The 24,701-nt window shown below is 63.6% G+C and carries 18 protein-coding genes; 7 read left to right on the top strand and 11 right to left on the bottom strand.

Translation table 11 applies throughout. The features are described 5' to 3' along the window. Positions 1 to 188: 188 nt before the first annotated feature. Both APH30_RS06425 and APH30_RS06420 read right to left on the bottom strand, forming a co-directional pair. Complete coding sequence (locus tag APH30_RS06425; RefSeq protein ID WP_029885549.1) at positions 189 to 1,439, bottom strand: ribonucleotide-diphosphate reductase subunit beta; 1,251 nt, start codon at positions 1,437 to 1,439, stop codon at positions 189 to 191. A gap of 648 nt (positions 1,440 to 2,087) precedes the next feature. Then, a complete protein-coding gene (locus APH30_RS06420) occupies positions 2,088 to 4,967 on the bottom strand; it encodes a ribonucleoside-diphosphate reductase subunit alpha (RefSeq protein ID WP_054905934.1) in 2,880 nt (959 codons plus the stop codon). A 746-nt stretch (positions 4,968 to 5,713) separates the two neighbouring features. Between APH30_RS06420 and APH30_RS06415 the strand changes: the two genes are divergently transcribed. Then, a complete protein-coding gene (locus APH30_RS06415; RefSeq protein ID WP_009682568.1) occupies positions 5,714 to 6,412 on the top strand; it encodes a response regulator in 699 nt (232 codons plus the stop codon). Then, entirely contained in the window at positions 6,409 to 8,016 is a 1,608-nt protein-coding gene (locus tag APH30_RS06410; RefSeq protein ID WP_054911995.1) for an ATP-binding protein, read from the top strand. The genes APH30_RS06415 and APH30_RS06410 overlap by 4 nt, the downstream gene beginning before the upstream one ends. 3 nt (positions 8,017 to 8,019) lie before the next feature. On the opposite strand, the gene APH30_RS06405 is transcribed toward APH30_RS06410, so the two are convergent. Together APH30_RS06405 and APH30_RS06400 are read right to left on the bottom strand one after the other, a co-directional pair. Next, positions 8,020 to 8,721 (bottom strand): 4'-phosphopantetheinyl transferase, encoded by a 702-nt coding sequence (locus APH30_RS06405; protein WP_054911994.1) that lies wholly within the window; start codon positions 8,719 to 8,721, stop codon positions 8,020 to 8,022. Between the two features lie 156 nt (positions 8,722 to 8,877). Then, entirely contained in the window at positions 8,878 to 9,669 is a 792-nt protein-coding gene (locus tag APH30_RS06400; RefSeq protein ID WP_054905937.1) for a dienelactone hydrolase family protein, read from the bottom strand. 129 nt (positions 9,670 to 9,798) lie between these two features. Between APH30_RS06400 and APH30_RS06395 the strand changes: the two genes are divergently transcribed. From APH30_RS06395 to APH30_RS06380, 4 genes are all read left to right on the top strand, one after another. After that, on the top strand, positions 9,799 to 10,404 hold the full coding sequence (locus tag APH30_RS06395; protein ID WP_054881146.1) for an outer membrane protein: 606 nt from the start codon (positions 9,799 to 9,801) through the stop codon (positions 10,402 to 10,404). A 149-nt stretch (positions 10,405 to 10,553) separates the two neighbouring features. After that, on the top strand, positions 10,554 to 11,231 hold the full coding sequence (locus tag APH30_RS06390) for a response regulator (protein ID WP_054911993.1): 678 nt from the start codon (positions 10,554 to 10,556) through the stop codon (positions 11,229 to 11,231). After that, complete coding sequence (locus APH30_RS06385; RefSeq protein ID WP_054911992.1) at positions 11,228 to 12,574, top strand: ATP-binding protein; 1,347 nt, start codon at positions 11,228 to 11,230, stop codon at positions 12,572 to 12,574. The genes APH30_RS06390 and APH30_RS06385 overlap by 4 nt, the downstream gene beginning before the upstream one ends. Before the next feature lie 297 nt (positions 12,575 to 12,871). Beyond that, positions 12,872 to 14,194, top strand: a complete 1,323-nt coding sequence (locus APH30_RS06380; protein WP_054911991.1) for a dicarboxylate/amino acid:cation symporter — start codon at positions 12,872 to 12,874, stop codon at positions 14,192 to 14,194. 202 nt (positions 14,195 to 14,396) lie between these two features. Here the strand turns inward: APH30_RS06380 and tsaA are convergent, their stop codons facing one another. From tsaA to rimO, 5 genes are all read right to left on the bottom strand, one after another. After that, positions 14,397 to 15,089 (bottom strand): tRNA (N6-threonylcarbamoyladenosine(37)-N6)-methyltransferase TrmO, encoded by a 693-nt coding sequence (gene tsaA / locus APH30_RS06375; RefSeq protein ID WP_054911990.1) that lies wholly within the window; start codon positions 15,087 to 15,089, stop codon positions 14,397 to 14,399. A gap of 6 nt (positions 15,090 to 15,095) precedes the next feature. Further along, positions 15,096 to 15,557, bottom strand: a complete 462-nt coding sequence (locus tag APH30_RS06370) for a DUF1456 family protein (protein WP_029887591.1) — start codon at positions 15,555 to 15,557, stop codon at positions 15,096 to 15,098. A 49-nt stretch (positions 15,558 to 15,606) separates the two neighbouring features. Continuing rightward, positions 15,607 to 16,317, bottom strand: coding sequence for an rRNA pseudouridine synthase (locus tag APH30_RS06365; RefSeq protein WP_054911989.1), 711 nt, complete (start codon positions 16,315 to 16,317; stop codon positions 15,607 to 15,609). Positions 16,318 to 16,425: 108 nt separating this feature from the next. Then, entirely contained in the window at positions 16,426 to 16,893 is a 468-nt protein-coding gene (locus APH30_RS06360; RefSeq protein ID WP_054911988.1) for a GNAT family N-acetyltransferase, read from the bottom strand. Between the two features lie 156 nt (positions 16,894 to 17,049). Next, positions 17,050 to 18,381 carry a 30S ribosomal protein S12 methylthiotransferase RimO gene (gene rimO, locus APH30_RS06355; RefSeq protein WP_009682554.1) on the bottom strand — a complete coding sequence of 444 codons (1,332 nt, stop codon included), beginning with the start codon at positions 18,379 to 18,381 and terminating at the stop codon, positions 17,050 to 17,052. A 235-nt stretch (positions 18,382 to 18,616) separates the two neighbouring features. Here rimO and APH30_RS06350 point away from each other — a divergent pair, with 235 nt between their 5' ends. Further along, positions 18,617 to 20,527, top strand: coding sequence for a potassium transporter Kup (locus tag APH30_RS06350; RefSeq protein ID WP_009682553.1), 1,911 nt, complete (start codon positions 18,617 to 18,619; stop codon positions 20,525 to 20,527). Between the two features lie 34 nt (positions 20,528 to 20,561). Here the strand turns inward: APH30_RS06350 and APH30_RS06345 are convergent, their stop codons facing one another. Continuing rightward, positions 20,562 to 21,854 carry a virulence factor family protein gene (locus tag APH30_RS06345; RefSeq protein WP_054911987.1) on the bottom strand — a complete coding sequence of 431 codons (1,293 nt, stop codon included), beginning with the start codon at positions 21,852 to 21,854 and terminating at the stop codon, positions 20,562 to 20,564. Next, a complete protein-coding gene (mprF, locus tag APH30_RS06340; RefSeq protein ID WP_054911986.1) occupies positions 21,854 to 24,496 on the bottom strand; it encodes a bifunctional lysylphosphatidylglycerol flippase/synthetase MprF in 2,643 nt (880 codons plus the stop codon). Before mprF ends, APH30_RS06345 begins: the two co-directional genes overlap by 1 nt. Between the last annotated feature and the right edge of the window lie 205 nt (positions 24,497 to 24,701).

Here is a 24,701-nt window from a genome sequence, read left to right as displayed (position 1 = left end):
CCCGCGAAGCAGGCGACGCGGTGTCTGGCGAATCGGCTTCACCATCCACCTGTCCATGGGCGGCCTCAAGTGCCCTGAAACGTTATCGTGATGGACAGAGAGGGACAATGCCGGGAGGTGTATAAGCCTTCCGCAGGCAACAAAAAAGGCTGCCATTCGGCAGCCTTTTCGATGCTCAGCCCGGACGATCAATCCCAGCTCAACGCCCCACCAGTCTGATACTCGATCACCCGCGTCTCGAAGAAGTTCTTCTCTTTCTTCAAGTCCATGATCTCGCTCATCCACGGGAACGGGTTGGTAGTCCCTGGGTACTCTTCCTTCAGACCAATCTGGGTCAAACGACGGTTGGCGATGAACTTGAGGTAGTCCTCCATCATCGCTGCGTTCATGCCCAGTACGCCGCGTGGCATGGTGTCGCGGGCGTATTCGATCTCCAGCTGGGTCCCTTGCAGGATCATCTGGGTCGCTTCTTCCTTCATCGCCGCATCCCACAGGTGCGGGTTCTCGATCTTGATCTGGTTGATCACGTCGATACCGAAGTTCAGGTGCATCGACTCGTCACGCAGGATGTACTGGAACTGCTCGGCAACGCCGGTCATCTTGTTGCGGCGGCCCATGGACAGGATCTGGGTGAAGCCGCAGTAGAAGAAGATGCCTTCCAGTACGCAGTAGTAGGCGATCAGGTTGCGCAGCAGCTCCTTATCGGTTTCGACGGTGCCGGTGTTGAATTCCGGGTCGGAGATGGCGCGGGTGTACTTCAGGCCCCAGGCGGCTTTCTTCGCGACCGACGGGATCTCGTGGTACATGTTGAAGATCTCGCCTTCATCCATGCCCAGCGATTCGATGCAGTACTGGTAGGCGTGGGTGTGAATCGCCTCTTCGAAGGCCTGGCGCAGAATGTACTGGCGGCACTCCGGGTTGGTGATCAGGCGGTACACGGCCAGGGCCAGGTTGTTGGCAACCAGCGAGTCGGCGGTGGAGAAGAAGCCCAGGTTGCGCATGACGATGCGGCGCTCGTCTTCGGTCAGGCCGTCCTGGCTCTTCCACAGGGCGATGTCGGCGGTCATGTTGACCTCTTGCGGCATCCAGTGGTTGGCGCAGCCGTCCAGGTACTTCTGCCAGGCCCAGTCGTACTTGAACGGTACCAGCTGGTTCAGGTCGGCGCGGCAGTTGATCATGCGCTTTTCGTCAACGGCAACACGGGCCGAGGAGCCTTCCAGTTCGGCCAGGCCTTCGGCAACGTCGAGGGCGTCGAGGGCTGCCTTGGCACGTTTGACGGCGTCGGAGTCAGCAGCGGTGGCCGCACGGGCTTCCAGGGCGGCGGCACCGCCGGCGCTGTCGAGCTTGTCGAGGGTGGCGGCGGCAGCGGCCTGCGCAGGGTTATTGCCTTTGGCGGCTACTTCGCCGTCTTCTTTGTCGAATTCGTCCCAGCTCAGCATGGTTTGGCTCCTGCTTGAGGGTTGCCCTGGGCAACCGCTTGGATTTAAAGAATGTGATGCCTGACGCAAGGCCGTAACGGCGAATGGACAGCTCGAGAGGCTGACTCTCGTTTACATCTGAATGTGTTCTGGCTTGTACCTGGCCAGGCCTCGGGGAGGGGCCAGGACAATTGAATGGTGCTCTTTTCAGAGGGGGCGAAGTATATCGGATTTCGCCTTGGATCGGGGCGCGTCTCTTGCGGGCGAGGGTAACTTTTTCGACCGGAAATGCGTGCGTCCGTTCACCGGGTTTGTGTGGCTTGCTATGGGAAGGGAGTGTAGCGGCAAAACGCGGATGGCACTACATGTTGTGGATTTTTATTTTTAAGCCACATTATGTGGTGTTGGCGTGATTTTTGTGGGAGCGGCCTTGTGTCGCGAACGGGCCGCAAAGCGGCGCCGCGAATCATGCGGCGAAGCTGCAATCTTGGGGGCGCTTCGCACCCCAATCGCGACACAAGGCCGCTCCCACAGTGACCGCGTTTTGTGAGAAGTCCTGTTCTTTTGCCGAGCCGCGTGAGCGCCGGGCAAAGGGCAAGGTTTCTCCGGGGTGCAGATACAAAAATGCCGCGCGGGGCACCCAAGGGCACCCCGTGCGGCATTCAGGCCTTACTGGCAGGCTTCGCAGTCTGGCTCGTCGATCGCGCAGGCCTTCGGCACTGGCGCTGGGCCGGCTGCCTGAACCGGGGCGCTGTCGCCACCGCTGGAAACGGCATTGAGCTTGCCGGTGTTGATGGTCGACTTCTCGGTGCTGGTCGCGGCCAGGGCACGGAGGTAGTAGGTGGTTTTCAGGCCACGGTACCAGGCCATGCGGTAGGTCACGTCCAGCTTCTTGCCCGAGGCGCCGGCAATGTACAGGTTCAGCGATTGCGCCTGGTCGATCCACTTCTGACGACGCGAGGCCGCATCGACAATCCACTTGGTTTCGACTTCGAACGCGGTGGCGTACAGGTCTTTGAGCTCTTGCGGAATACGCTCGATCTGCTGCACCGAACCGTCGTAGTACTTCAGGTCGTTGATCATGACCGAGTCCCACAGGCCGCGGGCTTTCAGGTCGCGCACCAGGTACGGGTTGATCACGGTGAACTCGCCCGACAGGTTGGATTTCACGTACAGGTTCTGGTAGGTCGGCTCGATCGACTGCGACACGCCGGTGATGTTGGCAATGGTTGCAGTTGGCGCGATGGCCATGATGTTCGAGTTACGGATACCTTTCTTGACGCGCTCGCGCACCGGGGCCCAGTCCAGCGACTCTTCCAGGTTGACGTCGATGTACTTCTGGCCACGGGCCTCGATCAGGATCTGTTGCGAATCCAGTGGCAGGATGCCCTTGGACCACAGCGAGCCCTGGAAGGTCTCGTAGGCGCCACGCTCGTCGGCCAGGTCGCACGAAGCCTGGATGGCGAAGTAGCTGACCGCCTCCATCGACTTGTCGGCGAACTCGACGGCCGCGTCGGAGCCGTACGGGATGTGCTGCAGGTACAGCGCATCCTGGAAGCCCATGATGCCCAGGCCGACCGGGCGGTGCTTGAAGTTCGAGTTACGCGCTTGCGGCACCGAGTAGTAGTTGATGTCGATTACGTTGTCGAGCATGCGCACGGCGGTGTTCACGGTGCGTTGCAGCTTGGCGGTGTCCAGCTTGCCATCATTGATGTGGTTCGGCAGGTTGATCGAGCCCAGGTTGCAGACCGCGATCTCGTCCTTGTTGGTGTTCAGGGTGATCTCGGTGCACAGGTTCGAGCTGTGGACCACGCCCACGTGCTGCTGCGGCGAACGCAGGTTGCACGGGTCCTTGAAGGTCAGCCATGGGTGGCCGGTCTCGAACAGCATCGACAGCATCTTGCGCCACAGGTCTTTGGCCTGGATGGTCTTGAACACCTTGATCTTGTTGTACTCGGTCAGGGCTTCGTAGTACTCGTAGCGCTCTTCGAAGGCCTTGCCGGTCAGGTCGTGCAGGTCGGGCACTTCCGATGGCGAGAACAGGGTCCACTTGCCGTCATCGAAGACACGCTTCATGAACAGGTCAGGGATCCAGTTGGCGGTGTTCATGTCGTGGGTACGGCGGCGGTCATCACCGGTGTTCTTGCGCAGCTCGATGAACTCTTCGATGTCCAGGTGCCAGGTTTCCAGGTAGGCACACACGGCGCCTTTGCGCTTGCCACCCTGGTTCACGGCAACGGCCGTGTCGTTGACCACTTTCAGGAACGGCACCACGCCCTGGGACTTGCCGTTGGTGCCCTTGATGTACGAGCCCAGTGCACGGACCGGGGTCCAGTCGTTGCCCAGGCCACCGGCGAATTTCGACAGCATGGCGTTGTCGTGGATCGCGTGGTAGATGCCCGACAGGTCGTCTGGCACGGTGGTCAGGTAGCAGCTGGACAGCTGCGGGCGCAGGGTACCGGCGTTGAACAGGGTCGGGGTCGAGGCCATGTAGTCGAACGACGACAACAGGTTGTAGAACTCGATCGCACGGGCTTCCTTGTCTTTCTCTTCCAGCGCCAGGCCCATGGCCACACGCATGAAGAACACCTGTGGCAGCTCGAAGCGCACGCCATCCTTGTGGATGAAGTAGCGGTCGTACAGGGTTTGCAGGCCCAGGTAGGTAAACTGCTGGTCGCGCTCGTGGTCGATGGCCTTGCCCAGACGCTCCAGGTCGTAGCCTTTCAGGGCAGGGTCCAGCAGCTCGAATTCGACGCCTTTCTCGACATAGGCCGGCAGCGCCTTGGCGTACAGGTCGGCCATTTCGTGGTGGGTGGCGCTTTCGGCGACGTTCAGGAAGCCCAGGCCTTCGGCGCGCAGGGTGTCCATCAGCAGGCGGGCAGTGACGAACGAGTAGTTCGGCTCGCGCTCTACCAGGGTACGGGCAGTCATCACCAGGGCGGTGTTGACGTCCTTGATGGCTACGCCGTCGTAGAGGTTCTTCAGGGTTTCGCGCTGGATCAGGTCGCCATCGACTTCGGCCAGGCCTTCGCAGGCTTCGCTGATGATGGTGTTCAGGCGGGCCATGTCCAGTGGTGCCAGGCTGCCGTCGGCCAGGGTAATGCGGATGCTCGGGTGTGGCTCGACCACGGCGTCGTTGTTGGCGCGGGTCGCACGCTCCTTGGCACGTTGGTCGCGGTAGATCACGTAGTCGCGGGCGACTTTCTGCTCGCCGGCGCGCATCAGGGCCAGCTCGACCTGGTCCTGGATTTCTTCGATGTGGATGGTGCCACCCGATGGCATGCGACGCTTGAACGTGGCGGTAACCTGCTCGGTCAGGCGCGCGACGGTGTCGTGGATGCGCGACGAGGCGGCGGCGGTGCCGCCTTCAACTGCGAGGAACGCCTTGGTGATGGCAACGGTGATCTTGTCGTCGGTGTACGGGACGACAGTGCCGTTACGCTTGATCACGCGCAGTTGGCCAGGGGCGGTAGCAGCCAGATCCTGCTGGGAATCGGCGGCCTGCGGCACCTTGGCCTGCGGGTTCTCGCGAGTTGTGTCGGTTTGCATGGGTGGGTGTCTCCACAGTTTCTATATTGTACAGGCGCCTTTTGAGCGCCCACCGTTCCGTCCACTTGCTCGATAACCTCACGGGGATGCGCACTGCATGCGCACCCGCCCGCGCGGGCGTACCGACTTCGGGACAGACTCAGGAATAAGGGGCAATGGCTTGCCGCTCCCTGGCCGAAGTCAAAGGTTCTGGGCTGGGCCCAAAAACTGTTGCTGATGAGTGCCAGGCTGGCCTGCAACACCCATGCCCGAACAAGGCCCTGGGTGGGCTTGCCTCGGTCGCCTCCGCAGGAGCGGTTTGGCTGCTGAAATCACTTGAAGTTCCACCCCGAAGATCGCTTGACCTTGCGGGTTGACTTTTGTGTGTGATTTTGCACGAACCCCTATATCTAGTGGTTCGCTGCGATCGGGATACAAGATAATGCGGTATTGGGGTCTTTGCAAGGCGAGCGTCTGTGGATAACGTGTGGGTACTTTGTGGGTGAAAGGTGAGTATTCGCTGTAGGCCTTGTGCCAAGTGGTTTGCAGTATTTTTCGGCCGTTCGCCGCCCCGTCGCAGTTTTTGCGGGCGCGCACCCTACCACAAAAAACGCTTGAGCCAAGGGGGCAGGTGCGTGGCTGTAGCGGGTTGCTGCCTGTCAGATCGAGCACCGCGCGGGCCACGATCGATTTCATGGACAGCAAACATCTACAGTCATACGCTCGAAGGCCCTGATTGCGATCCAGAGAATAAAAAGACCAAAGCCATGGACCAGACCCAACCCCGCATTCTGATCGTCGAGGACGACCCGCGCCTGGCCGAGCTGACCGCCGAGTACCTGCAGGCCAACGGCTTCGAGGTCGCGGTCGAGGGCGATGGCGCGCGTGCCGTGCGTCGGATCGTCGACAGCCAACCTGATCTGGTCATTCTCGACCTGATGCTGCCGGGCGAGGACGGCTTGAGCATCTGCCGCCGGGCGCGCAACCAGTACCCTGGGCCGATCCTGATGCTCACCGCACGCAGCGACGAACTCGACCAGATCCACGGGTTGGACCTGGGCGCCGACGACTATGTCTGCAAACCGGTGCGCCCACGCCTGCTGTTGGCGCGTATCCAGGCCTTGCTGCGCCGTAGCGAAGCCCTGGACAGCAAGCGCCAGGACCTGGCGTTCGGTGCCCTGCACATCGACAACCGGCTGCGCGAGGCGCGCCTCGGTGAGCAACTGATCGAACTGACCGGCGCCGAATTCGACTTGCTTTGGCTGCTGGCCAGCAATGCCGGGCGGGTGCTTAGCCGCGAACAGATCTTCACTGCGCTGCGTGGTGTTGGCTACGACGGCCAGGACCGTTCCATCGACATCCGCATTTCCAGGATCCGCCCCAAGATCGGCGATGACCCGCTGCAGCCGCGGCTGATCAAGACCCTGCGCAGCAAGGGCTACCTGTTCGTCGGCGAGGCGCCATGAACAATTCGATTTTCCTGCGCATCTATGGCGGCATGCTGGCGGTGCTGGTACTGGTGGCGCTGCTGGGCGTGCTCAGCCTGCACCTGGTCAACGAGGTGCGCGCCGCCCAGCACCGTGAGAGCCTGGCGCAAGGCACCTTCAGCCTGATGGCGGACAACCTGGCGGTGCAGAACGCAACCGAACGCAAGCGCTCGCTGTTGATCTGGGAGCGCCTGCTCGGCGTGCCACTGGCGCTGCAGCCGATGAGCGCCCGCCGGCTTGATGGCAGCCAGCGGGCGCGCCTGGCCCGTGGCCTGGTGGTGGTGGAAAAAACCGGCCCGCATGCGGCACAGGTGCTGCGCAAGGTTGGCCAGGAAGACCTGATGCTGGTGGCGCAGATCAACCAGATCAGCGAGCAGTTGGCACGCGCGACGCTTTATCTGCTGGCCGATGAGCTGGTGCGCTACCCGGTCACCGAACAACAGCAGCGCCTGGCCCAGTTGACGCAGGAAAAAGGCTTCGGCTTTGGCGTTGCATTGCAACGGATCGAGCGCGTCAGCCTGGACGATGACCAGCGGCACAGGGTCGAGGAGGGCGACACGGTGATGGCGCTGGGCAAGGATGGCGATTCGATCCGGGTGTTCGCCGGGTTGACCGGCTCGCCCTGGGTGCTGGAGATCGGCCCGCTGTACCAGCTCAACCCGTATCCGCCGCAGTTGCTGGTCCTGATCGCGTTTCTGGGCCTGTGCCTGATCGGTCTGGTGGTCTACTTGCTGGTCCGCCAGCTGGAGCGCCGCGTGTCGGGCCTGGAAGTTGCCGCCACACGCATCGCCCAAGGCAGCCTGGACACACGCGTACCGGCTGGCGACACCGACTCGGTAGGGCGCCTGGCCGCCGCATTCAATGGCATGGCCGAGCACTTGCAGCGTTCGCTGACCATGCAGCGTGAGCTGGTGCGCGCGGTATCCCACGAGTTGCGCACGCCGGTGGCGCGCCTGCGCTTTGGCCTGGAGATGATCGAAAGTGCCAGCACCGAGCAGGCGCGCGCCAAGCACCTGGCTGGCATGGACGGCGACATCCAGGACCTCGACAAGCTGGTCGACGAAATGCTCACTTACGCGCGCCTGGAGCAAGGCGCGCCGGCCTTGCAGTTCCAGCGGATCGACATCGATGCCTTGCTCGACCGGGTGATCGACGAGTTGGCGCCGCTGCGTGCCGATGTGCGCGTCGAGCGGGGTGAGTGCCAGGGGGCCGATGCCGATGGCGCCTGGGTCGAGGCGGAGCCGCGCTACCTGCACCGGGCGCTGCAGAACCTGGTCGGCAATGCCATGCGCCACGCCGAGTCGCAGGTACGCCTGAGCTACCAGCTGGGGCAGCAACGCTGCCGCATCGATGTGGAAGACGATGGCCCAGGCATCCCGGAGGGGGTATGGGACCGCATTTTCACGCCGTTCACCCGCCTGGACGACAGCCGCACCCGCGCCTCGGGCGGGCATGGCCTGGGCCTTTCGATCGTGCGGCGGATCATCTACTGGCATGCCGGGCGAGCCACGGTAGGGCGCAGTGCGACGTTGGGGGGCGCCTGCTTCAGCCTGAACTGGCCGCGCCAGCAGGCACCGCTGTAGGCGTCAGACGCTCACCAGGCTAAGCAGATGGCCGTGTTGCAGGCTGAACTGGCCGTGCAGCTCTGCCCCGCGTTGCCACTGTGGCGACAGGTCGGTGAGCAGGCGCAGGCGCGCCAGACCCTCGCCAGACCAGTCGAGCACTTCGGCGTGCTCGAAGTAGAAACGCTGGCGTGTCAGGGGGTACAGGGTCTTGAACAGGCTTTCCTTCAGCGAGAAGGTCAGCGTGACCGTCAGCCCAAGCTGAGCGGGGTCCAGGCGCTCCAGCTCGGCCGGGGTGAGAATTTCGCCCATCAAGCGCTCGGCGCGTTCGTCATCGAGCAGGGCTTCCTGATCCAGGCCCAGGCCCTGGCAGCTGTGGGCGCCAGCGACCACCGCGGCGGCCCAGCCTTGGCCATGGGTGATCGAGCCATGAATGCCGGCGGGCCAGATGGGCGAGCGGTCGTCATGGGTGCCAGGCACATAATAGCGACCGTCCAGGCGCTGCAGCGCGGCCCGTGCGCAGGCACGGCCGGCCAGGTACTCGGCCTGGCGCTTGGGCACCGAGCGCAGCAGGCTGGCGCTTGGCACTACCCCCGCGCGCTGGAAGTCGTCGGCCCCTAGCTGGGCGGGGTCGAAGGCGCAACTGACCAGCACCGCACCGGGTAATGGGCGGGGCAGGGGCCAGTGGTACTGAAGTGGGGCGCAGCAGGCGGGGAGCGTGTTCATGGCGGCTATTGTGCCAGCCGCGGCGACGGTGTGGGAGATGCAATAGCCGAGGCTGCCGTGCAGCCCATCGCGGCAAGCCTGCAGGCCCGACGATCTATGCAGTGCCTGTGGAAGCTGGCTTGCCGACGATGGGCCGCAAAGCGGGCCGTACAATCGCTATTTGAATACCTTCTTGAAAAACGCCTGCATATCCGCCCAGGAGCTTTCATCCGCGGCCTTGTTATAACCAATGTCCGGCCCGCCATGCTCGCCATGGCTCAAGCGGTCTGCATCCGGGTTGGTGAAGCCGTGCTTGGCCCCTTCGATGCTGACGAACTGATAGTTCACCTTGGCCGCCTCCATCTCGGCCTTGAAGGCCTCGACCTGTTGCGGCGTGACCATGCTGTCGGCCGCGCCGTGCTCGACCAGGATATCCGCGCGTACCACGCCCGGTTTGGCCGGGGTAGCGGTAGCCAGTGCGCCGTGGAAGCTCACTACGCCGTCGAGTTTCTCCCCACGGCGTGCAGCATCCAGCACCACCTTGCCGCCGAAGCAGTAGCCGACCGCACCCAGCTCGTGCTTGTTGGTGTTCGGTTGCAGTTTCAGCAGCTCAAGGCCAGCATCGAAGCGCCTGGCTGCAGCGGCAGGGTCTTTCAGTGCGGCCGCCATGAACGCCTGGGCATCCTGCGGGTGCTCGGTGTGCTTGCCGTCGCCGTACATGTCGATGGCCAGGGCGTTATAGCCCAGCGCTGCCAGGTCACGGGCGCGGCGCTTGGCATAATCGTTCAGCCCCCACCATTCATGCACCACCACAATGCCGGGGCGCTTGCCCTCGACGGCGTCGTCGTATGCGTAGTAGCCGACCAGGCGGTTGCCGTCGGCGTCCTGGTAAGGAATTTCGCGGGTTTGTACTGCCGCTTGGGCAAGGGCAGCGCTGCACATCAGGGTCAGGGCCAGCAGGACACGCATGGGTACTACTCCTTGTTCGGCAATCGGGTCGTTCAGCCGAGGTTCAGTCAGGGTTCAGTCGCGGTTCAGGGTGCCCTGCTTACTCTAGCTTCCAGACCGAAACAACGCACCCAACTGGAGTAACCTGCCATGAAAACCTTCAATACCCTGCTTGCCGCCATGGCCGTCTGCGCCGCTGGCCTCACCACCGCTCAGGCTGCCGATGACAACTTCGCCAGCCTCACCTACGGCCAGACCAGCGACAAGGTCCGCAAGTCCGGCCTGTTGCAGCGCAACACCGACAACCTCAACACCGACGGCATCATCGGCAAGGATGACACCTGGGGTGTGCGTGTGGGCAAGATCAACGACCAAGGCCGTTACTACATGACCTATGACAACGTCTCGGGCGACCACAGCGGCCTGAAACTGCGTCAGGAAAACCTGCTGGGCAGTTATGACCTGTTCCTGCCGGTGGGCGATACCACCAAACTGTTTGGCGGTGGCAGCCTGGGCATGACCAAGCTCACCCAGGACTCGCCAGGCGCCCGCCGCGATACCGACTACGGTTATGCCTACGGGCTGCAGGCCGGGGTGATCCAGGACATCACCGACAAGGCTTCGGTGGAGCTGGGCTACCGTTACCTGCGCACCAATGCGGCAACCGAAGTGGGCGCGCATGGTGGGCCGAAGGATGGCACCCTGCGCCTGAGCAGCAGTGCGCAGACTTACCTGGCAGCCTCCTACAAGTTCTGACGGCCTGCCGGGTTATCCTGTACCGGCCTCTTCGCGGCTAAAGCCGCTGCCACAGCGATCGCACAGTCCAGCAAACCTGTGTGCTCCCTGTGGGAGCGGCTTTAGCCGCGAAGAGGCCGGTACAGGCAATAGATGAAAAGGAGCTGCATATGAAACTGCTGGTGGTCGAGGACGAAGCCCTGCTTCGCCATCACCTCTACACCCGCCTGGGCGAAAGCGGCCACGTGGTCGAGGCGGTCGCCGATGCCGAGGAGGCGCTGTACCAGGCCGGGCAGTACCACTTCGACCTGGCCATCATCGACCTGGGCTTGCCCGGTATCAGTGGCCTGGAGCTGATCACGCGCCTGCGCAGCCAGGACAAGACCTTCCCCATCCTCATCCTCACGGCCCGTGGCAACTGGCAGGACAAGGTCGAAGGCCTGGCCGCAGGCGCCGACGACTACCTGGTCAAACCCTTCCAGTTCGAAGAGCTCGAAGCCCGCCTGAATGCGCTGCTGCGCCGCTCCAGCGGCTTCACCCAGTCGACCATCGCTGCCGGCCCGCTGGTGCTCGACCTCAACCGCAAGCAGGCCAGCCTCGATGCGCAGCCGTTGGCGCTCACGGCTTATGAGTACCGTATCCTTGAATACCTCATGCGCCATCATCAGCAAGTGGTGGCCAAGGACCGCCTGATGGAGCAACTGTACCCAGGCGATGAGGAGCGTGACCCGAATGTCATCGAAGTGCTGGTCGGCCGCCTGCGCCGCAAGCTGGAAGGCGAGCAGGGGTTCAAACCCATCGATACCGTACGTGGCCTGGGCTACCTGTTCACCGAGCGCTGCCGATGATTCGTTCCCTGCGCGTGCGCCTGATGCTGGCCGCCGCCGTGCTGGCGCTGCTGTTCATGCTGGGGTTGCTGCCCGCGTTGCAGAAGGCGTTCAGCCTGGCCCTGCAGGAGTCGATCGAGCAGCGCCTGGCCTCGGACGTGACCACGCTGATATCGGCCGCGCGCATCGAAGGCGGCCAGTTGCAGATGCCCGAACTGCTGCCGGACGAGCGTTACAACCTGCCGTACACCGGCCTGCTCGGTTATATCTTCGACCGCGATGGCCAGCTGGTCTGGCAGTCCCGCGCCACCGCCGACCGGCACATCAACTACCGGCCGCGCTATGACGGGCGCGGCAACGAATTTGCCCGCATCCACCAGGCCGATGGTGAAGAGTTCTTTGTCTACGACGTCGAGATCAAGCTGCTGGGTGGCCAGAGCGCAGCCTACAGCATTGTCGCCCTGCAGCCGGTGAGCGAGTACAAGGCCACCCTCGACGGCCTGCGCGAAAAGCTCTACCTGGGCTTCGGCGCTGCCTTGCTGGCGCTGCTGGTGTTGCTGTGGGCCGGCTTGACCTGGGGCTTGCGCTCGCTGCGCCGGCTCAGCCACGAACTGGATGAGGTGGAAGCAGGGGCGCGCGATGGCCTGAGCGGCGAGCACCCCCGCGAGCTGCTGCGCCTGACCCGCTCGCTCAACCGTTTGCTGCGCAGTGAACGCGAGCAGCGTACGCGCTACCGGGATTCGCTGGACGACCTGGCACACAGCCTGAAAACCCCGCTGGCGGTGTTGCAGGGGGTGGGCGAAAGCCTGCAGCAGCGCAGTGGCGAACGCGAACAGGCGCGGGTGCTGCAAAGCCAGATCGAACGCATGAGCCAGCAGATCGACTACCAGTTGCAGCGCGCCAGCCTGCGCAAGAGCGGCCTGGTGCGCCACAGTGTGCCGCTACGGCCTGTGCTCGACAGCCTGTGCAGCACGTTGGCCAAGGTATACCGGGACAAACGCGTGGAGGTGCAACGGGTGTTACCCGGGGCGGCCCAGGTGCCGATGGAGCAGGGCGCCTTGCTGGAGATGCTCGGCAACCTGCTGGAAAACGCCTATCGGCTGAGCCTTGGCCAAGTGCGGGTGAGCCTTGAGCAAGTGCCAGGGCGCCTGACCTTGTGCATCGAAGACGACGGGCCGGGCGTGCCGGCCGACCAGCGCGAGCGCATCCTCGAGCGCGGTGAGCGGCTGGACAGCCAGCACCCGGGGCAGGGCATCGGCCTGGCGGTGGTCAAGGATATCGTCGACAGCTATGACGCCGTGCTCAGCCTGGGGGATTCACCACTGGGTGGGGCTGCGTTCAGGATTACCTTCAACCTCGAGTGATTCACGGCCCGGGTGGGCGGATTCCCGCCAACATGCCTGTACAAAACCCGCCACCGGGCGGAAATCCGCCAGCTTTCCTCACCTTTATCGCCCCGTCGTTGGGCATTAATCCTTGGTACACAAGGCATTTGCACCCTTGCTGGGCACTTTGGCACCACCCTTGCTATTGATCTACGCAGAGGCCTGCCCAGGCAGCTCGAACACAACGACAAATCCCTCCAAGTGCAGGAGGGTTAGCGATTCAGGTGCCCCATCACCCTGGGAAGGGTGAGCCGGCACACTTGAGGAAAATTAGCCATGACGACACGTCAGCCGCTTTACAAATCCCTGTATGTCCAGGTGTTGGTCGCCATCACCATCGGCATCCTGCTCGGCCACTTCTACCCGGAAACGGGCGTCGCGCTCAAACCCTTCGGTGACGGTTTCGTCAAACTGATCAAGATGGTCATCGCCCCGATCATCTTCTGTACCGTGGTCAGCGGCATCGCCGGCATGCAGAGCATGAAGTCGGTCGGCAAGACTGGCGGCTACGCGCTGCTGTACTTTGAAATCGTCTCCACCATCGCCTTGATCATTGGCCTCATCGTCGTCAACGTGGTCAAGCCAGGCGCTGGCATGCACATCGACGTCAGCACCCTGAACGCCAGCAGTGTGGCTGCCTATGCCGCCGCCGGCGCGCAGCAGACCACGGTCGGCTTCCTGCTCAACGTCATCCCCAACACCGTGGTCGGTGCATTCGCCAACGGCGATATCCTGCAAGTGCTGATGTTCTCGGTCCTGTTCGGCTTCGCCCTGCACCGCCTGGGCAGCTACGGCAAGCCGCTGCTGGACATGATCGACCGCTTCGCCCATGTCATGTTCAACATCATCAACATGATCATGAAGCTGGCCCCGCTTGGCGCCTTCGGTGCCATGGCCTTCACCATCGGTCAGTACGGCGTGGGTTCGCTGGTGCAACTGGGCTACCTGATGGCCTGCTTCTACATCACCTGCCTGTTGTTCGTGCTGGTGGTGCTGGGCGGTATCTGCCGCGCCCACGGCTTCAGCGTGCTGAAACTGATCCGCTACATCCGTGAAGAGCTGATGATCGTGCTGGGCACCTCCTCATCGGAATCGGCCCTGCCGCGCATGCTGGCCAAGATGGAACGCCTGGGTGCCAAGAAGTCCGTGGTTGGCCTGGTGATCCCGACCGGTTACTCGTTCAACCTCGACGGCACCTCGATCTACCTGACCATGGCAGCGGTCTTCATCGCCCAGGCCACCGACACCACCATGGACATCACCCACCAGATCACCTTGCTGCTGGTGCTGCTGGTGGCTTCCAAGGGTGCTGCCGGCGTCACCGGGTCGGGCTTCATCGTGCTGGCTGCCACCCTGTCGGCGGTGGGCCACCTGCCGGTTGCCGGCCTGGCGCTGATCCTCGGTATCGACCGCTTCATGTCCGAAGCCCGCGCCCTGACCAACCTGGTCGGCAACGCCGTTGCCACCGTGGTCGTGGCCAAGTGGGTCAAGGAAATGGACAACGACAAGCTGGCCTCGGAGCTGGCGTCCGGCGGTGCACCGCTGGTTGATACCCGCCCAACCGACGACCTGGGTGTAGCTGAAGGCCCGGCTCGTTGATAGCGGCTTGAAATGCAAAAAGGCGACCTCGGGTCGCCTTTTTCATGCCTGCGCGGTCCTTGTAGGAGCGGCCTTGCGTCGCGAAAGGGCTGCGTAGCAGCCCCGGCAAGCTTGCAGGATGGCTAAAGGCCCGGGGCCGCTACGCGCCCCATCGCGACGCAAGGCCGCTCCTACAATGGACAGCGAACAAGCCTGAATCGGGTCAGGCCAGCACCACCTCCAACACCCGGATCGCCTCCGGCTGCGGGTAATGCCAGCGCACCTGCACATCCCAGAACCTCACCCCGTACACCCGTTCCGGTGCAGGTACCTGGTAGGCCGGGCGTGGGTCTTGGGCCAGGCACTGTTCGATCAGCGCCACCAGCGGCTCACCCAGCCGCAATGCATGCTCGCGGGCCTGCGCCAATGCGCTGTCGACCCAGTGCACGGCAATGGCTGCAGGCGCGGCGCTGGCCATCTGGTTGCTGGCGCATGCAATGCTGTCGGCGTAAGGCACGTAGGGCTTGATGTCCAGCACCGGCGTGCCGTCCAGCAGGTCGATCCCGGACAGCAGCAGCCGCCCCGGTTCAACCCCCTCCAGGCGCACCACCGACTGGCCGATGCCATTGGGCCGATGGGTGGCGCGGGTCGCGAACACGCCCATGCTCTTGTTGCCACCCAGGCGCGGTGGCCGCACCTTCAGGCGTGGCTTGTCTTCCAGCGCCTGGTGGAACAGGAACAGCAGCCAGACATGGCTGACCTGCTCCAGGCCTTCGACTGCCTCACCCTGGTCGAACGGCGGCAGCAGCTCCAGCACGCCGCGGGCGGCGGGAGCCAGCTGCGGTTGGCGTGGAATGGCAAACTTTTCCTTGAAGCATGAACGGACGATACCGACCGGGGCAACGGTGTGCTGCATGGTCACTCAGCCGCGCACGCGCAAAGTCAGGCCCTTGAGGAAGTTGCGCAGCAACTGGTCGCCGCACGGCCGGTAGTTGTCGTGGCCAGCTTTGCGGAACAGTGCACTCAATTCCGGCTTGCTGACCGGGAAGTTCACGGACTTGAGGATCGCGTGCAAGTCGTCCTCCTTGAGTTCGAAAGCCACCCGCAGCTTCTTGAGGATCAGGTTGTTGGTCACCGGCAGCTCGATCGGTTGCGCCGGGCGGCTGTCATCCTTGCCGCGACGGTAGAACACCAGGCCGTCGAGGAAGTGCGCCATCACCCGCTCAGGGCAACGCACAAAGCCCTCTTCGTCTTCTTTCTTCAGGTAGGTGGCGAGCACCAGCGGGTGCACTTCGAGGCCGGAGAGGCCGATGATCTCGGCCATCTTGGCGTCGTTCACCTTGAGCATGTAGCGCAGGCTGCGCAGGACGTCGTTGTGGTTCATTGCTGCTGAATCCTGTTCAGGTGCCGCGCGTTCCAGCGCGGCCTATTACTTAGAAACGTTCGGTAGTGGCCACATAGCGCCATTGGCCCAGCGGCAACTTGCCCATCGATACGCCACCCAGGCGAATGCGCCGCATGCCGACCAGCTCCAGGCGCAGGTAAGCGCACAATTCGGCGATCTGCCCGGGCTGCGGGTTTTTCAGGGCCATGCGCAGGTGGGTCTCGTTCTGCCAGCTGGCCTTGGCCTTGGGTAGCTCACGGTCATTGCGCGTAGCACCGCGGGCCAGGCGCTCCAGTGCCTGGGGCGTGGTCTGGCCGCGCACTTCAACGATGAATTCCTGCTCCAGGCGGCGCAGGTCGGCTTCGATCTTGCGGGTCACCCGCCAGTCCTGGGTGAACACTTGCAGGCCACTGGCGCCGCGCTCCAGTGGGGCGACGCAAGCCTGCCGGGCAAAGTGCCCGTGCAGCGCACGCACGCCCTCGCGGTGGGCTTCGCTGAGGCTGCCCATGTTGATGCTGGCGCGGGCGCTTTCGCTGTCCATGTCGGCAGGCTGGTTCAGCAGCAGGGTCACCGGCTCCAGGGTCTCGGCGCGGGCGCCAGGCAACAGCTCGACGCGCTGTTGCCCCACCTTGAACTGCGGCTGCTCGACCACCACGCCATCGACCGTGACCCAGCCTCCTTCAATGTACAGCTCGGCCTCGCGGCGAGAGCAGCCAAGCTGCTCGATGAGGCGTTTGGACAGGCGGACGGGTTCGGACATGGCGCAATTCGCAGAGGCAGGGAAAGGTGACCATTGTACCTGCCCCTACGCGGTTGATGATGGGAATCTGTGTCACTTGCGCCATTTCGGCGACCTGCTGCGGCATATTCAGTCGCCGCTGCACTGGCCTGTGCCCCGCAGGCGCATATGCAGCAGGGGGTAGGGTTGGCCAAGGCCGTCGGTAGGGGAGCGGCCGACCACCTCGAAACCTTCATGCAGGTAGAAGCCCAGGGCTTGCAGGTTCTGCTCGTTGACGTCCAGGGTTTCGGCATTGAGTTCGTTGATGGCGTAGCGCAGCAAGCGCCTGCCTACGCCCTGGCCACGGTAGGCCGGGGCAACGAAGAGCATATCCACCCGGCTGCTGGCGACCCCGGCGAACCCGCAGATACGCTGGCGGTCCTTGCAGCAGACCAGCATCACGGCGTCGAGGTAGCGGTACAGCACATGCTCACGCAGCAGCCGGATATAGGCATCGGGTAGAAAATCGTGGGTCGCGCGCACCGAGTCTTCCCAGACCTGGGCCAGTTCGGGGTAGTCGCTAAGGTGCGGGGTTTGCAGGGACAATGGCTGGCGCATCGGGGTACGTTCCTCTGGGGCTGAGGAAACGATAGATGCTAAAAGCGCAACAGGCCCAAGGATTGCCGGTGCGCCTGCGCGGCCCATCATCGGCCAGGCAGCTCCCTGGTAAAGGAGCTGCTGGCCGGCGATGGTGCGCAGCGTACTGCGTGGGTGTCAGACCGGCTCGGCCCACATGTCGTATTCGTCGGCGTCTACCACCCGGCAACGAACCTTGTCGCCTGGCTTGAAGCCATGGTCGCCATCGATGAACACGCTGCCGTCGATTTCCGGGGCATCGAAGAAGCTGCGGCCTACCGAACCTTGCGCCTCGACTTCGTCGATCAGCACTTCGATCTCCTTGCCGATGCGCAGTTGCAGGCGGGCAGCGCTGATGGCCTGCTGGTGGGCCATGAAACGGTCCCAACGGTCCTGCTTGATGTCGTCCGGCACTTCATCCAGGCCCAGGTCGTTGGCCGGGGCGCCTTCCACCGGCGAGTACTGGAAGCAGCCCACGCGGTCGAGCTGGGCTTCGGTCAGCCAGTCCAGCAGGTACTGGAAGTCTTCTTCGGTTTCGCCGGGGAAGCCGACGATGAAGGTGGAACGGATCACCAGTTCGGGGCACTGTTCGCGCCACTGCTTGATGCGTGCCAGGGTACGGTCTTCGAAAGCCGGGCGCTTCATCGACTTGAGCACTTTCGGGCTGGCATGCTGGAACGGAATGTCCAGGTACGGCAGGATCTTGCCGGCCGCCATCAACGGGATCACATCGTCGACATTCGGGTAAGGGTACACGTAGTGCAGGCGCACCCAGGCACCCAGGCTGCTCAGTGCTTCGCACAGTTCAAGCATGCGGGTCTTGACCGGGCGGCCGTTCCAGAAGTCGGTCTTGTACTTGACGTCAACGCCATAGGCGCTGGTGTCCTGGGAAATCACCAGGATCTCCTTGACCCCGGCCTTCACCAGGCGCTCGGCCTCGCTCAGCACTTCGCCCACCGGGCGGCTGACCAGCTTGCCGCGCATCGACGGGATGATGCAGAAGCTGCAGCTGTGGTTGCAGCCTTCGGAAATTTTCAGGTAGGCGTAGTGGCGCGGGGTCAACTTGACCCCTTGTGGCGGTACCAGGTCGATCAGCGGATTGTGGTCCTGGCGGGGTGGCACCACTTCGTGCACGGCGTTGACCACCTGCTCGTACTGTTGCGGGCCTGTGACCGACAGCACGCTTGGGTGCACGTCACGGATGTTGCCTTCTTCAACGCCCATGCAGCCGGTCACGATGACCTTGCCGTTTTCCTTGATCGCTTCGCCGATGACTTCCAGCGATTCGGCCTTGGCACTGTCGATGAAGCCGCAGGTGTTGACCACCACCACGTCGGCATCCTCGTAGGTGGGCACGACTTCATAGCCTTCCATGCGCAGCTGGGTCAGGATGCGCTCGGAATCGACCAGGGCTTTGGGGCAACCCAGGCTTACGAAACCTACCTTGGGGGTGGCGGGCGTGGTGGACATGACTAACCTCGGTATTGAATGCAGGTCGCCCGGCCGGAATCGGGGGCGATCTTGACGGGCGCTTTTGGCGCCTCTGATCAAAAAGTGCGCAATTCTAGCGAGCGCAGGGACGCTTGACCAGCAGAAATACGACGAACGCTGCGCTATGCTTCGCGCCGTTGCGCCAAGCTGCAGTGAGTGCTTGGTCGCAGAGTGAATACTGAAAGGCCGTAATGGCCGTCTGCGGGAGTGGTCGATGGTTCAGGCAAGCAGTCACGCTGAGGGCGGGCACGAGGGTAAGCAGGGTGCGACGCGGTCGCTGGGCCTGCTCGTGGCAGCGGTCGGGGTGGTTTATGGCGATATCGGCACCAGCCCGCTGTATACCCTGAAGGAAGTCTTTACCGGTGGTTATGGGGTGCCGGTCAACCATGACGGCGTACTGGGGATCCTGTCGCTGATCCTCTGGTCGCTGCTGTGGGTGGTGTCGTTCAAGTACGTGATGTTCATCCTGCGCGCCGACAACCAGGGCGAGGGCGGCACCATGGCCCTGACTGCGCTGGCGCGGCGGGCTACGGCGGCCTACCCGCGGCTGCGCACACTGATGGTGATCTGTGGCCTGATCGGCGCTTCGCTGTTCTATGGTGACAGCATGATCACCCCGGCGGTGTCGGTGCTGTCGGCGGTAGAGGGCATGGGCCTGGCGTTCGACGGTATCGACCACTGGGTGGTGCCGATTTCGCTGGTGGTGCTGGTGGCCCTGTTCCTGGTGCAGAAGCACGGTACCGAGAAGATCGGCAAGCTGTTCGGCCCGATCATGGTCACCTGGTTCGTGGTGCTCGGTGCACTGGGCGTGCATGGCATTTCACAAAGCCCGGAAGTGCTCAAAGCCTTCAACCCCGGCTGGGCGGTCAACTTCTTCGTGGTGCACCCGGGGATGGGCGTGGCCATTCTGGGTGCGGTGGTGCTGGCGCTGACCGGTGCCGAGGCATTGTATGCCGACATGGGCCATTTTGGCCGCAAGCCTATCGCCCGTGCCTGGTTCATCCTGGTGCTGCCGGCGCTGGTGCTCAACTATTTTGGCCAGGGTGCGCTCCTGCTGCAGGATCCGGATGCGGCCCGCAACCCGTTCTACCTGCTGGCACCGGGCTGGGCGCTGTTGCCGTTGGTCGGCCTGGCCACCCTGGCCACGGTGATCGCCTCGCAGGCAGTGATTTCCGGGGCCTTCTCCTTGACCCGCCAGGCCATCCAGCTGGGTTATATCCCGCGCATGCAGATCCAGCACACCTCCAGCGACGAGCAAGGGCAGATCTATATCGGTGCGGTGAACTGGACCCTGATGGTGGGTGTGGTACTGCTGGTGATCGGTTTCGAGTCTTCCGGGGCGCTGGCGGCAGCCTACGGCGTTGCGGTAACCGGGACCATGCTGATGACCACGATCCTGGTGTCGGCGGTGATGCTGCTGCTGTGGAAGTGGCCGCCGCTGCTGGCGGTGCCGATTCTGGTCGGTTTCCTGCTGGTCGACGGGCTGTTCTTTGCCGCCAACGTGCCGAAAATTGTCCAGGGTGGCGCCTTCCCGGTGCTGGCCGGGGGCGTGCTGTACCTGCTGATGAGCACCTGGAAGCGTGGCAAGCAGATCCTGGTCGAGCGCATCGATGAAGGGGCATTGCCGCTGCCGTTGTTCATCAGCAGTATCCGCATTCAGCCACCGCACCGGGTCGAAGGCACGGCGGTGTTCCTGACCGCGCGTTCCGATGCCGTGCCGCATGCGCTACTGCACAACATGCTGCACAACCAGGTGCTGCATAGCCAGGTGGTGTTGTTGACGGTGGTCAGCGAGGACCGGCCGCGGGTGCCGGAGCACGAGCGCTTCGAAGTGGAAGCCTATGGTGACGGCTTCTTCCGCGTGCTGCTGCATTTTGGCTTCATGGACGAGCCGGACGTACCGGCGGCGTTGAAACTGTGCCATCTGGATGGCCTGGACTTCACCCCCATGCGCACCACGTACTTCCTCAGCCGTGAGACGGTGATCGCCTCACGGCTCGAGGGGATGTCGCGCTGGCGTGGCAACCTGTTCGCCTTCCTGCTGAAGAATGCCAACGGCAACCTGCGCTTCTTCAACCTGCCGCTGAACCGGGTGATCGAGCTGGGGACCCAGGTCGAGATCTGATTGGCAAGGGGCCGCAAAGCGGCCCCGATTTTTGTCAGTTCTGCTCAGCCACGCTTGCCTTGCCTTGGCGGGTCTCGATTTCGCCAATCAAGCGCTTGGCCAGCGCCGGGTAGTTCTCGTCGAAGTGGTGGCCGCCGGGCAGTTTCATGCGCTCGCCAACAGCCGTGCCATCGGTGCAGCCGCTTTCGTCAGCTTCCTCGACGCCATACACACACACCACCTTGGAGGCAGGCAGCTTGGCCATTTCCGGCCCGGTTGGCGCTTCCTGGCCTTCCTTGCCTAGCCAGCCCTCGACTTCGATTTCGAAACTGCCACTGCGGGCAAAGGCCAGCAGCACCACGGCGTCGATACGCTGCTGGTCTTCGGTCGGCAGGCGGTTGTAGATCGCCGGCAGTACATCGGCACCGAATGAATAGCCGGCAAGCACGAAGCGCTTGGTGCCCCATTTCTGGCGATAGTGCTGCATCAGTTCGGACAGGTCGGCAGCGCTTTGTTCGGGGGTTTTGTGCTGCCAGTAATAGCGCAGTGTGTCGATGCCCACCACCGGGTAGCCCAGCTTGGCCATTTCGCCGGCGACGTCGCGGTCCAGGTCGCGCCAGCCGCCATCGCCGGAAAGGAACAGGGTGACGGTATCGGTGGTTTGCCCGGCCGGCACCTCGACTACCGGGACTGGCAGCGCGTTGCCATCGTGGCCGAGCAAGGCCTGGGTCAGTTGCGCCTTGAGCACCTGCGGCAGGTGGATGTCGTAATCGCTGATGCTGGTTTCGGCATTGGCCTGGTCACGCACGAAGGCGGCGCTGGCGTCGTCCGGGTTGTCGTTCCAGGCCACGCTCCAGTGGCCATGCGCCGCCGATTTGGGCAACGGCGCCTGGCAGCCGGGCTGCTCAAGGGCAAAGCCTACGGAAATGGCGCGGGCCTTGTCATCGCTCTGCCCGGCCAGCCAGCGCCAGGCCTGGGCGGCACCAGGGCCGATACCGGCGACCACGTCGGGTTTTGCCGGCAATTGCTTCAGGGCCTGGTCCAGCGCCTGTTGCTGCTTGCTGCAATCGTTCGGTGGCAGGATCACCTGCACCAGCTGCGCTTCGCCAGCCTGGGCCAGGTCCAGCAGTTGCTTGTCGCTCAGCGCCTGGTCCTGAGGCACGCCGATGGCCACGCTGACTTTGGGGTGCACGCCTGGCGTCACCCGGGTGATGGGGGTGTCATTGATGCTCATTTGTTCCAGGTGCGCCTCTGGGGCAGGGCGCGTCCACAGCCAGAACGCCAGCCCGCCACCCAGGGCAGCCAGCAACAGGGGAACCAGCAGGTACAGCCAATAGCGTCGGGTCATCAACGTTTCACCAATCCAGTCAGGCCGCCAGCAATGAGGGCGGCAGTGTCGGCCAGTGCCACCAGCGGGTCGAGCCCGGCTGGCACGGCCATGTAGCGGGGTTCCCAGTCCGGTTGGAACTTGTCCTTGAAGCGCCGGAGCCCCTGGAAGTTGTAAAGCTGCTCACCACGGCGGAACACCAATGACCCCAGGCGCTGGGTCAATGGCGCGCCACGCCGTGGCTGCAGGCCGGAGAGCGGCACCATACCCAGGCTGAAGCGCCCGTAGTCACGGCTTTTATAGTGCAAGATCAAGCCGATCATCATGTACTCCATGGTCAGCTTGGGGGCCTCGGGGTGGGCGCGCATCAGGTCCAGGCTGGCCAGCTCGTGGCTGTGGGTTTCAAGCAGGTTGGCAAAGGCCACCGGGCGGCCCTGGAAGCGAATCAGGGCAATCCGGAAGTGCTGCAGGTAGTCCGGGCTGAAGCGCCCCAGCGAGAAGCCTTTCTCGCGTACGTTCTTGCCGCCGAGCCAGGCATCGGAGATTTCCTTCAGTTCTGCCAGCGGTGCTTGGCCAGGCTCGTGGATTTCCAGGCTCAGGCCATCGCGTCCACCGCGGTTCCAGGTATAACGCAGGTCTTTCATTTCCTTGCCCTTGGCTTCGAGGTCGAAGCGGCGCAAGTCGACCCGGGCCTCTTCACCCAGTTTCAGCGCGGTCAGGCCAATGTCCATGTAGAACGGCAGGTTTTCCGCGCGTACCTGATAGAACACCGGCCGCGCATGGTGCAGGTCGCACAGGTCGCGGAACTGCCAGATCATCTCGGCCCGTTCCTGGGCCGGGCCAATCGGGTCGTACAGTGCCACCAGGCTACGGCCGCGCCGGGCGTACATGAGGAAGGCATTGTCCCGTGGGTGGAACAGCAAGGCCTTGTCGCCGGTGAGTGCCAGGCCGCCGTCAGGCTGGTCGGAAGCCAGCAGAATGCGGTTGGCACGCTGCAGTTCTTCTTCGTCAGGCAGGTGGATCACCGGTGGTGCGGTGCGCAGCAGCCAGGTCAGTGCCAGGGCCGCCAACAGCAAGGCGCTGCCCATGGCGGCGCGCAGGCCACGGGGGGCGTCAGCGTCGAGCGTGAACTGCCACCACAGCTGATGGCTGTAGGGCACATCCTGGTAGGCAAACAGCAGCAGCCACACCGAGGTCCCGACAACACAGGCACTTGCAACCAGAAATACCGGCGAGAACGGCAGCTCCATCAACCGGCTGGGGCGGTAGAACGAGCGCCGGAACACGGCGAGCAAGGTGGCAGTAAAGGTCAGCAGGCTGGCCTCTTCCCAGTCGAAGCCTTTGAGCAACGACAGCAGGGCACCGACCAGCAACAATACGATTGTCAGCATCCAGGCGGCCGACAGGCGCCGACGCAGGCCTTGGGCCAGCAGCAGGCACAGCACGCCGATCAGGCTGGCGCCGAAGTGCGATGCATCGATCAGCCGGTGTGGCACCAGAAAGCCCATGTGCTCCAGGCGCGTGTCGATTTCCGGGGTGGCGCCGGAGAACAGCAACACCACACCAGACAGGAACACCAGGATCGACAGGATAGGCGCAGCCAGGCCCGAGGCGGCCTTCATGGCCTGCTGGGCGAACAGCAGGCGTCGGGCTTCGTTGGCCAACAGCAACACGCAGGCCAGCAGCAGCGGCACCACTACGTAGATCAACCGGTACAGCAGCAATGCGGCAGCCAGCGGCGCCGCACCCAGCTGGTTGGCAAAGGCCGCCAGCAGGATCGCCTCGAACACCCCGACCCCGCCCGGTACATGGCTGAGCACACCTGCCGCCAAGGCCAGCAGATACACCAGCACGAACGCGCCGAACGGGGGCGCTTCGGGCAGTAGCAGGTACAGCACGGTAGCGGCAGCTGCCACATCCAGTGCAGTGATCAGCAGTTGCAGGGTAGTCAGGCGGGCATCCGGCAGGCGCAAGGTGCGGCGCCCCAGTTGTACCAGCAGGTTATTGGCCAGTGGCTGTTCGGCAAGGCGCCGACGGTACAAGCCGATGACCAGCAGGGCAGAGGCGACCAGCACCGCACTGGCGATGCCTGCCAGCAGGCCCTGGGCCAGGCCAAGTGCGCTGGATGCAGCCCGCAGGTCGCTCAAGGTCGCCAGGGCGGCCAGGGGCGGAAGCGCGCAGCCCAGCGACAGGCTGGCAAAAACGGTCATGCGTGCGACCTCGCCAGCGCCCAGCCCATGGCGGGCGTACAAGCGGTAGCGCACCGAGCCGCCCGAGAGCATCGACAGGCCGATGGCGTTGCCGATGGCGAACGCACTGAAACCACCCAGCACTAGGGTAGGTGCCGGCAGCTTCACCCCGGCATAGCGGCTGGCCGACCACTCATAGCCCAGCAGGATCACGAAGCCCACCACCGTCGCGACAAAAGCGCCCAGCAGCGACTGCGCCGGCACACTGAGCATGGCGTCGTGCAAGGCGTAAATGTCCAGCTCGCTGAGCAAGTGGCGGCAAGCGATCAGGGCCATGGTGAACAGCAGCAGGGTCACCGCAAGGCCGATGGGCTGGCGGTAGCGGCTCAGGCGTTCGAGCAACGGCAGGCGCTGTACCGCACCTGGCAGCACCGTGGCGAGCGGTACCTGGGGTTCGGGGTTGTGCGTAGTCATGAATTGCCCCGGGCAAGCAGCGCGAGGTGGAGGAGAGGTGCGGCCAAGTGAAAGTCCCTTTGGAAAACGTATCCGGATATTACTCCGGACAACATGACTTGCAGTCGTCCGGCAGCGTTAAAGATAGTTCATCCTGAGGATGAGCCCTCAACACCGCAGGTTGGGTCGGTAGACCCGGTCATACGAGTGGCAGGAGACAAACGCA

It is taken from the genome of Pseudomonas sp. NBRC 111127 (assembly GCF_001320345.1).
Classification (GTDB): Bacteria; Pseudomonadota; Gammaproteobacteria; order Pseudomonadales; family Pseudomonadaceae; genus Aquipseudomonas; species Aquipseudomonas juntendi.
Note: the sequence above shows the minus strand (reverse complement) of the source record. Positions and strands in the feature narration are given on the sequence as shown.

What these genes read in the sequence shown, in the direction of transcription:
- APH30_RS06425 (WP_029885549.1), bottom strand. Translation starts at nt 1,439, where the DNA reads ATGCTGAGCTGGGACGAATTCGACAAAGAAGACGGCGAAGTAGCCGCC.
- APH30_RS06420 (WP_054905934.1), bottom strand. Translation starts at nt 4,967, where the DNA reads ATGCAAACCGACACAACTCGCGAGAACCCGCAGGCCAAGGTGCCGCAG.
- APH30_RS06415 (WP_009682568.1), top strand. Translation starts at nt 5,714, where the DNA reads ATGGACCAGACCCAACCCCGCATTCTGATCGTCGAGGACGACCCGCGC.
- APH30_RS06410 (WP_054911995.1), top strand. Translation starts at nt 6,409, where the DNA reads ATGAACAATTCGATTTTCCTGCGCATCTATGGCGGCATGCTGGCGGTG.
- APH30_RS06405 (WP_054911994.1), bottom strand. Translation starts at nt 8,721, where the DNA reads ATGAACACGCTCCCCGCCTGCTGCGCCCCACTTCAGTACCACTGGCCC.
- APH30_RS06400 (WP_054905937.1), bottom strand. Translation starts at nt 9,669, where the DNA reads ATGCGTGTCCTGCTGGCCCTGACCCTGATGTGCAGCGCTGCCCTTGCC.
- APH30_RS06395 (WP_054881146.1), top strand. Translation starts at nt 9,799, where the DNA reads ATGAAAACCTTCAATACCCTGCTTGCCGCCATGGCCGTCTGCGCCGCT.
- APH30_RS06390 (WP_054911993.1), top strand. Translation starts at nt 10,554, where the DNA reads ATGAAACTGCTGGTGGTCGAGGACGAAGCCCTGCTTCGCCATCACCTC.
- APH30_RS06385 (WP_054911992.1), top strand. Translation starts at nt 11,228, where the DNA reads ATGATTCGTTCCCTGCGCGTGCGCCTGATGCTGGCCGCCGCCGTGCTG.
- APH30_RS06380 (WP_054911991.1), top strand. Translation starts at nt 12,872, where the DNA reads ATGACGACACGTCAGCCGCTTTACAAATCCCTGTATGTCCAGGTGTTG.
- tsaA (WP_054911990.1), bottom strand. Translation starts at nt 15,089, where the DNA reads ATGCAGCACACCGTTGCCCCGGTCGGTATCGTCCGTTCATGCTTCAAG.
- APH30_RS06370 (WP_029887591.1), bottom strand. Translation starts at nt 15,557, where the DNA reads ATGAACCACAACGACGTCCTGCGCAGCCTGCGCTACATGCTCAAGGTG.
- APH30_RS06365 (WP_054911989.1), bottom strand. Translation starts at nt 16,317, where the DNA reads ATGTCCGAACCCGTCCGCCTGTCCAAACGCCTCATCGAGCAGCTTGGC.
- APH30_RS06360 (WP_054911988.1), bottom strand. Translation starts at nt 16,893, where the DNA reads ATGCGCCAGCCATTGTCCCTGCAAACCCCGCACCTTAGCGACTACCCC.
- rimO (WP_009682554.1), bottom strand. Translation starts at nt 18,381, where the DNA reads ATGTCCACCACGCCCGCCACCCCCAAGGTAGGTTTCGTAAGCCTGGGT.
- APH30_RS06350 (WP_009682553.1), top strand. Translation starts at nt 18,617, where the DNA reads ATGGTTCAGGCAAGCAGTCACGCTGAGGGCGGGCACGAGGGTAAGCAG.
- APH30_RS06345 (WP_054911987.1), bottom strand. Translation starts at nt 21,854, where the DNA reads ATGACCCGACGCTATTGGCTGTACCTGCTGGTTCCCCTGTTGCTGGCT.
- mprF (WP_054911986.1), bottom strand. Translation starts at nt 24,496, where the DNA reads ATGACTACGCACAACCCCGAACCCCAGGTACCGCTCGCCACGGTGCTG.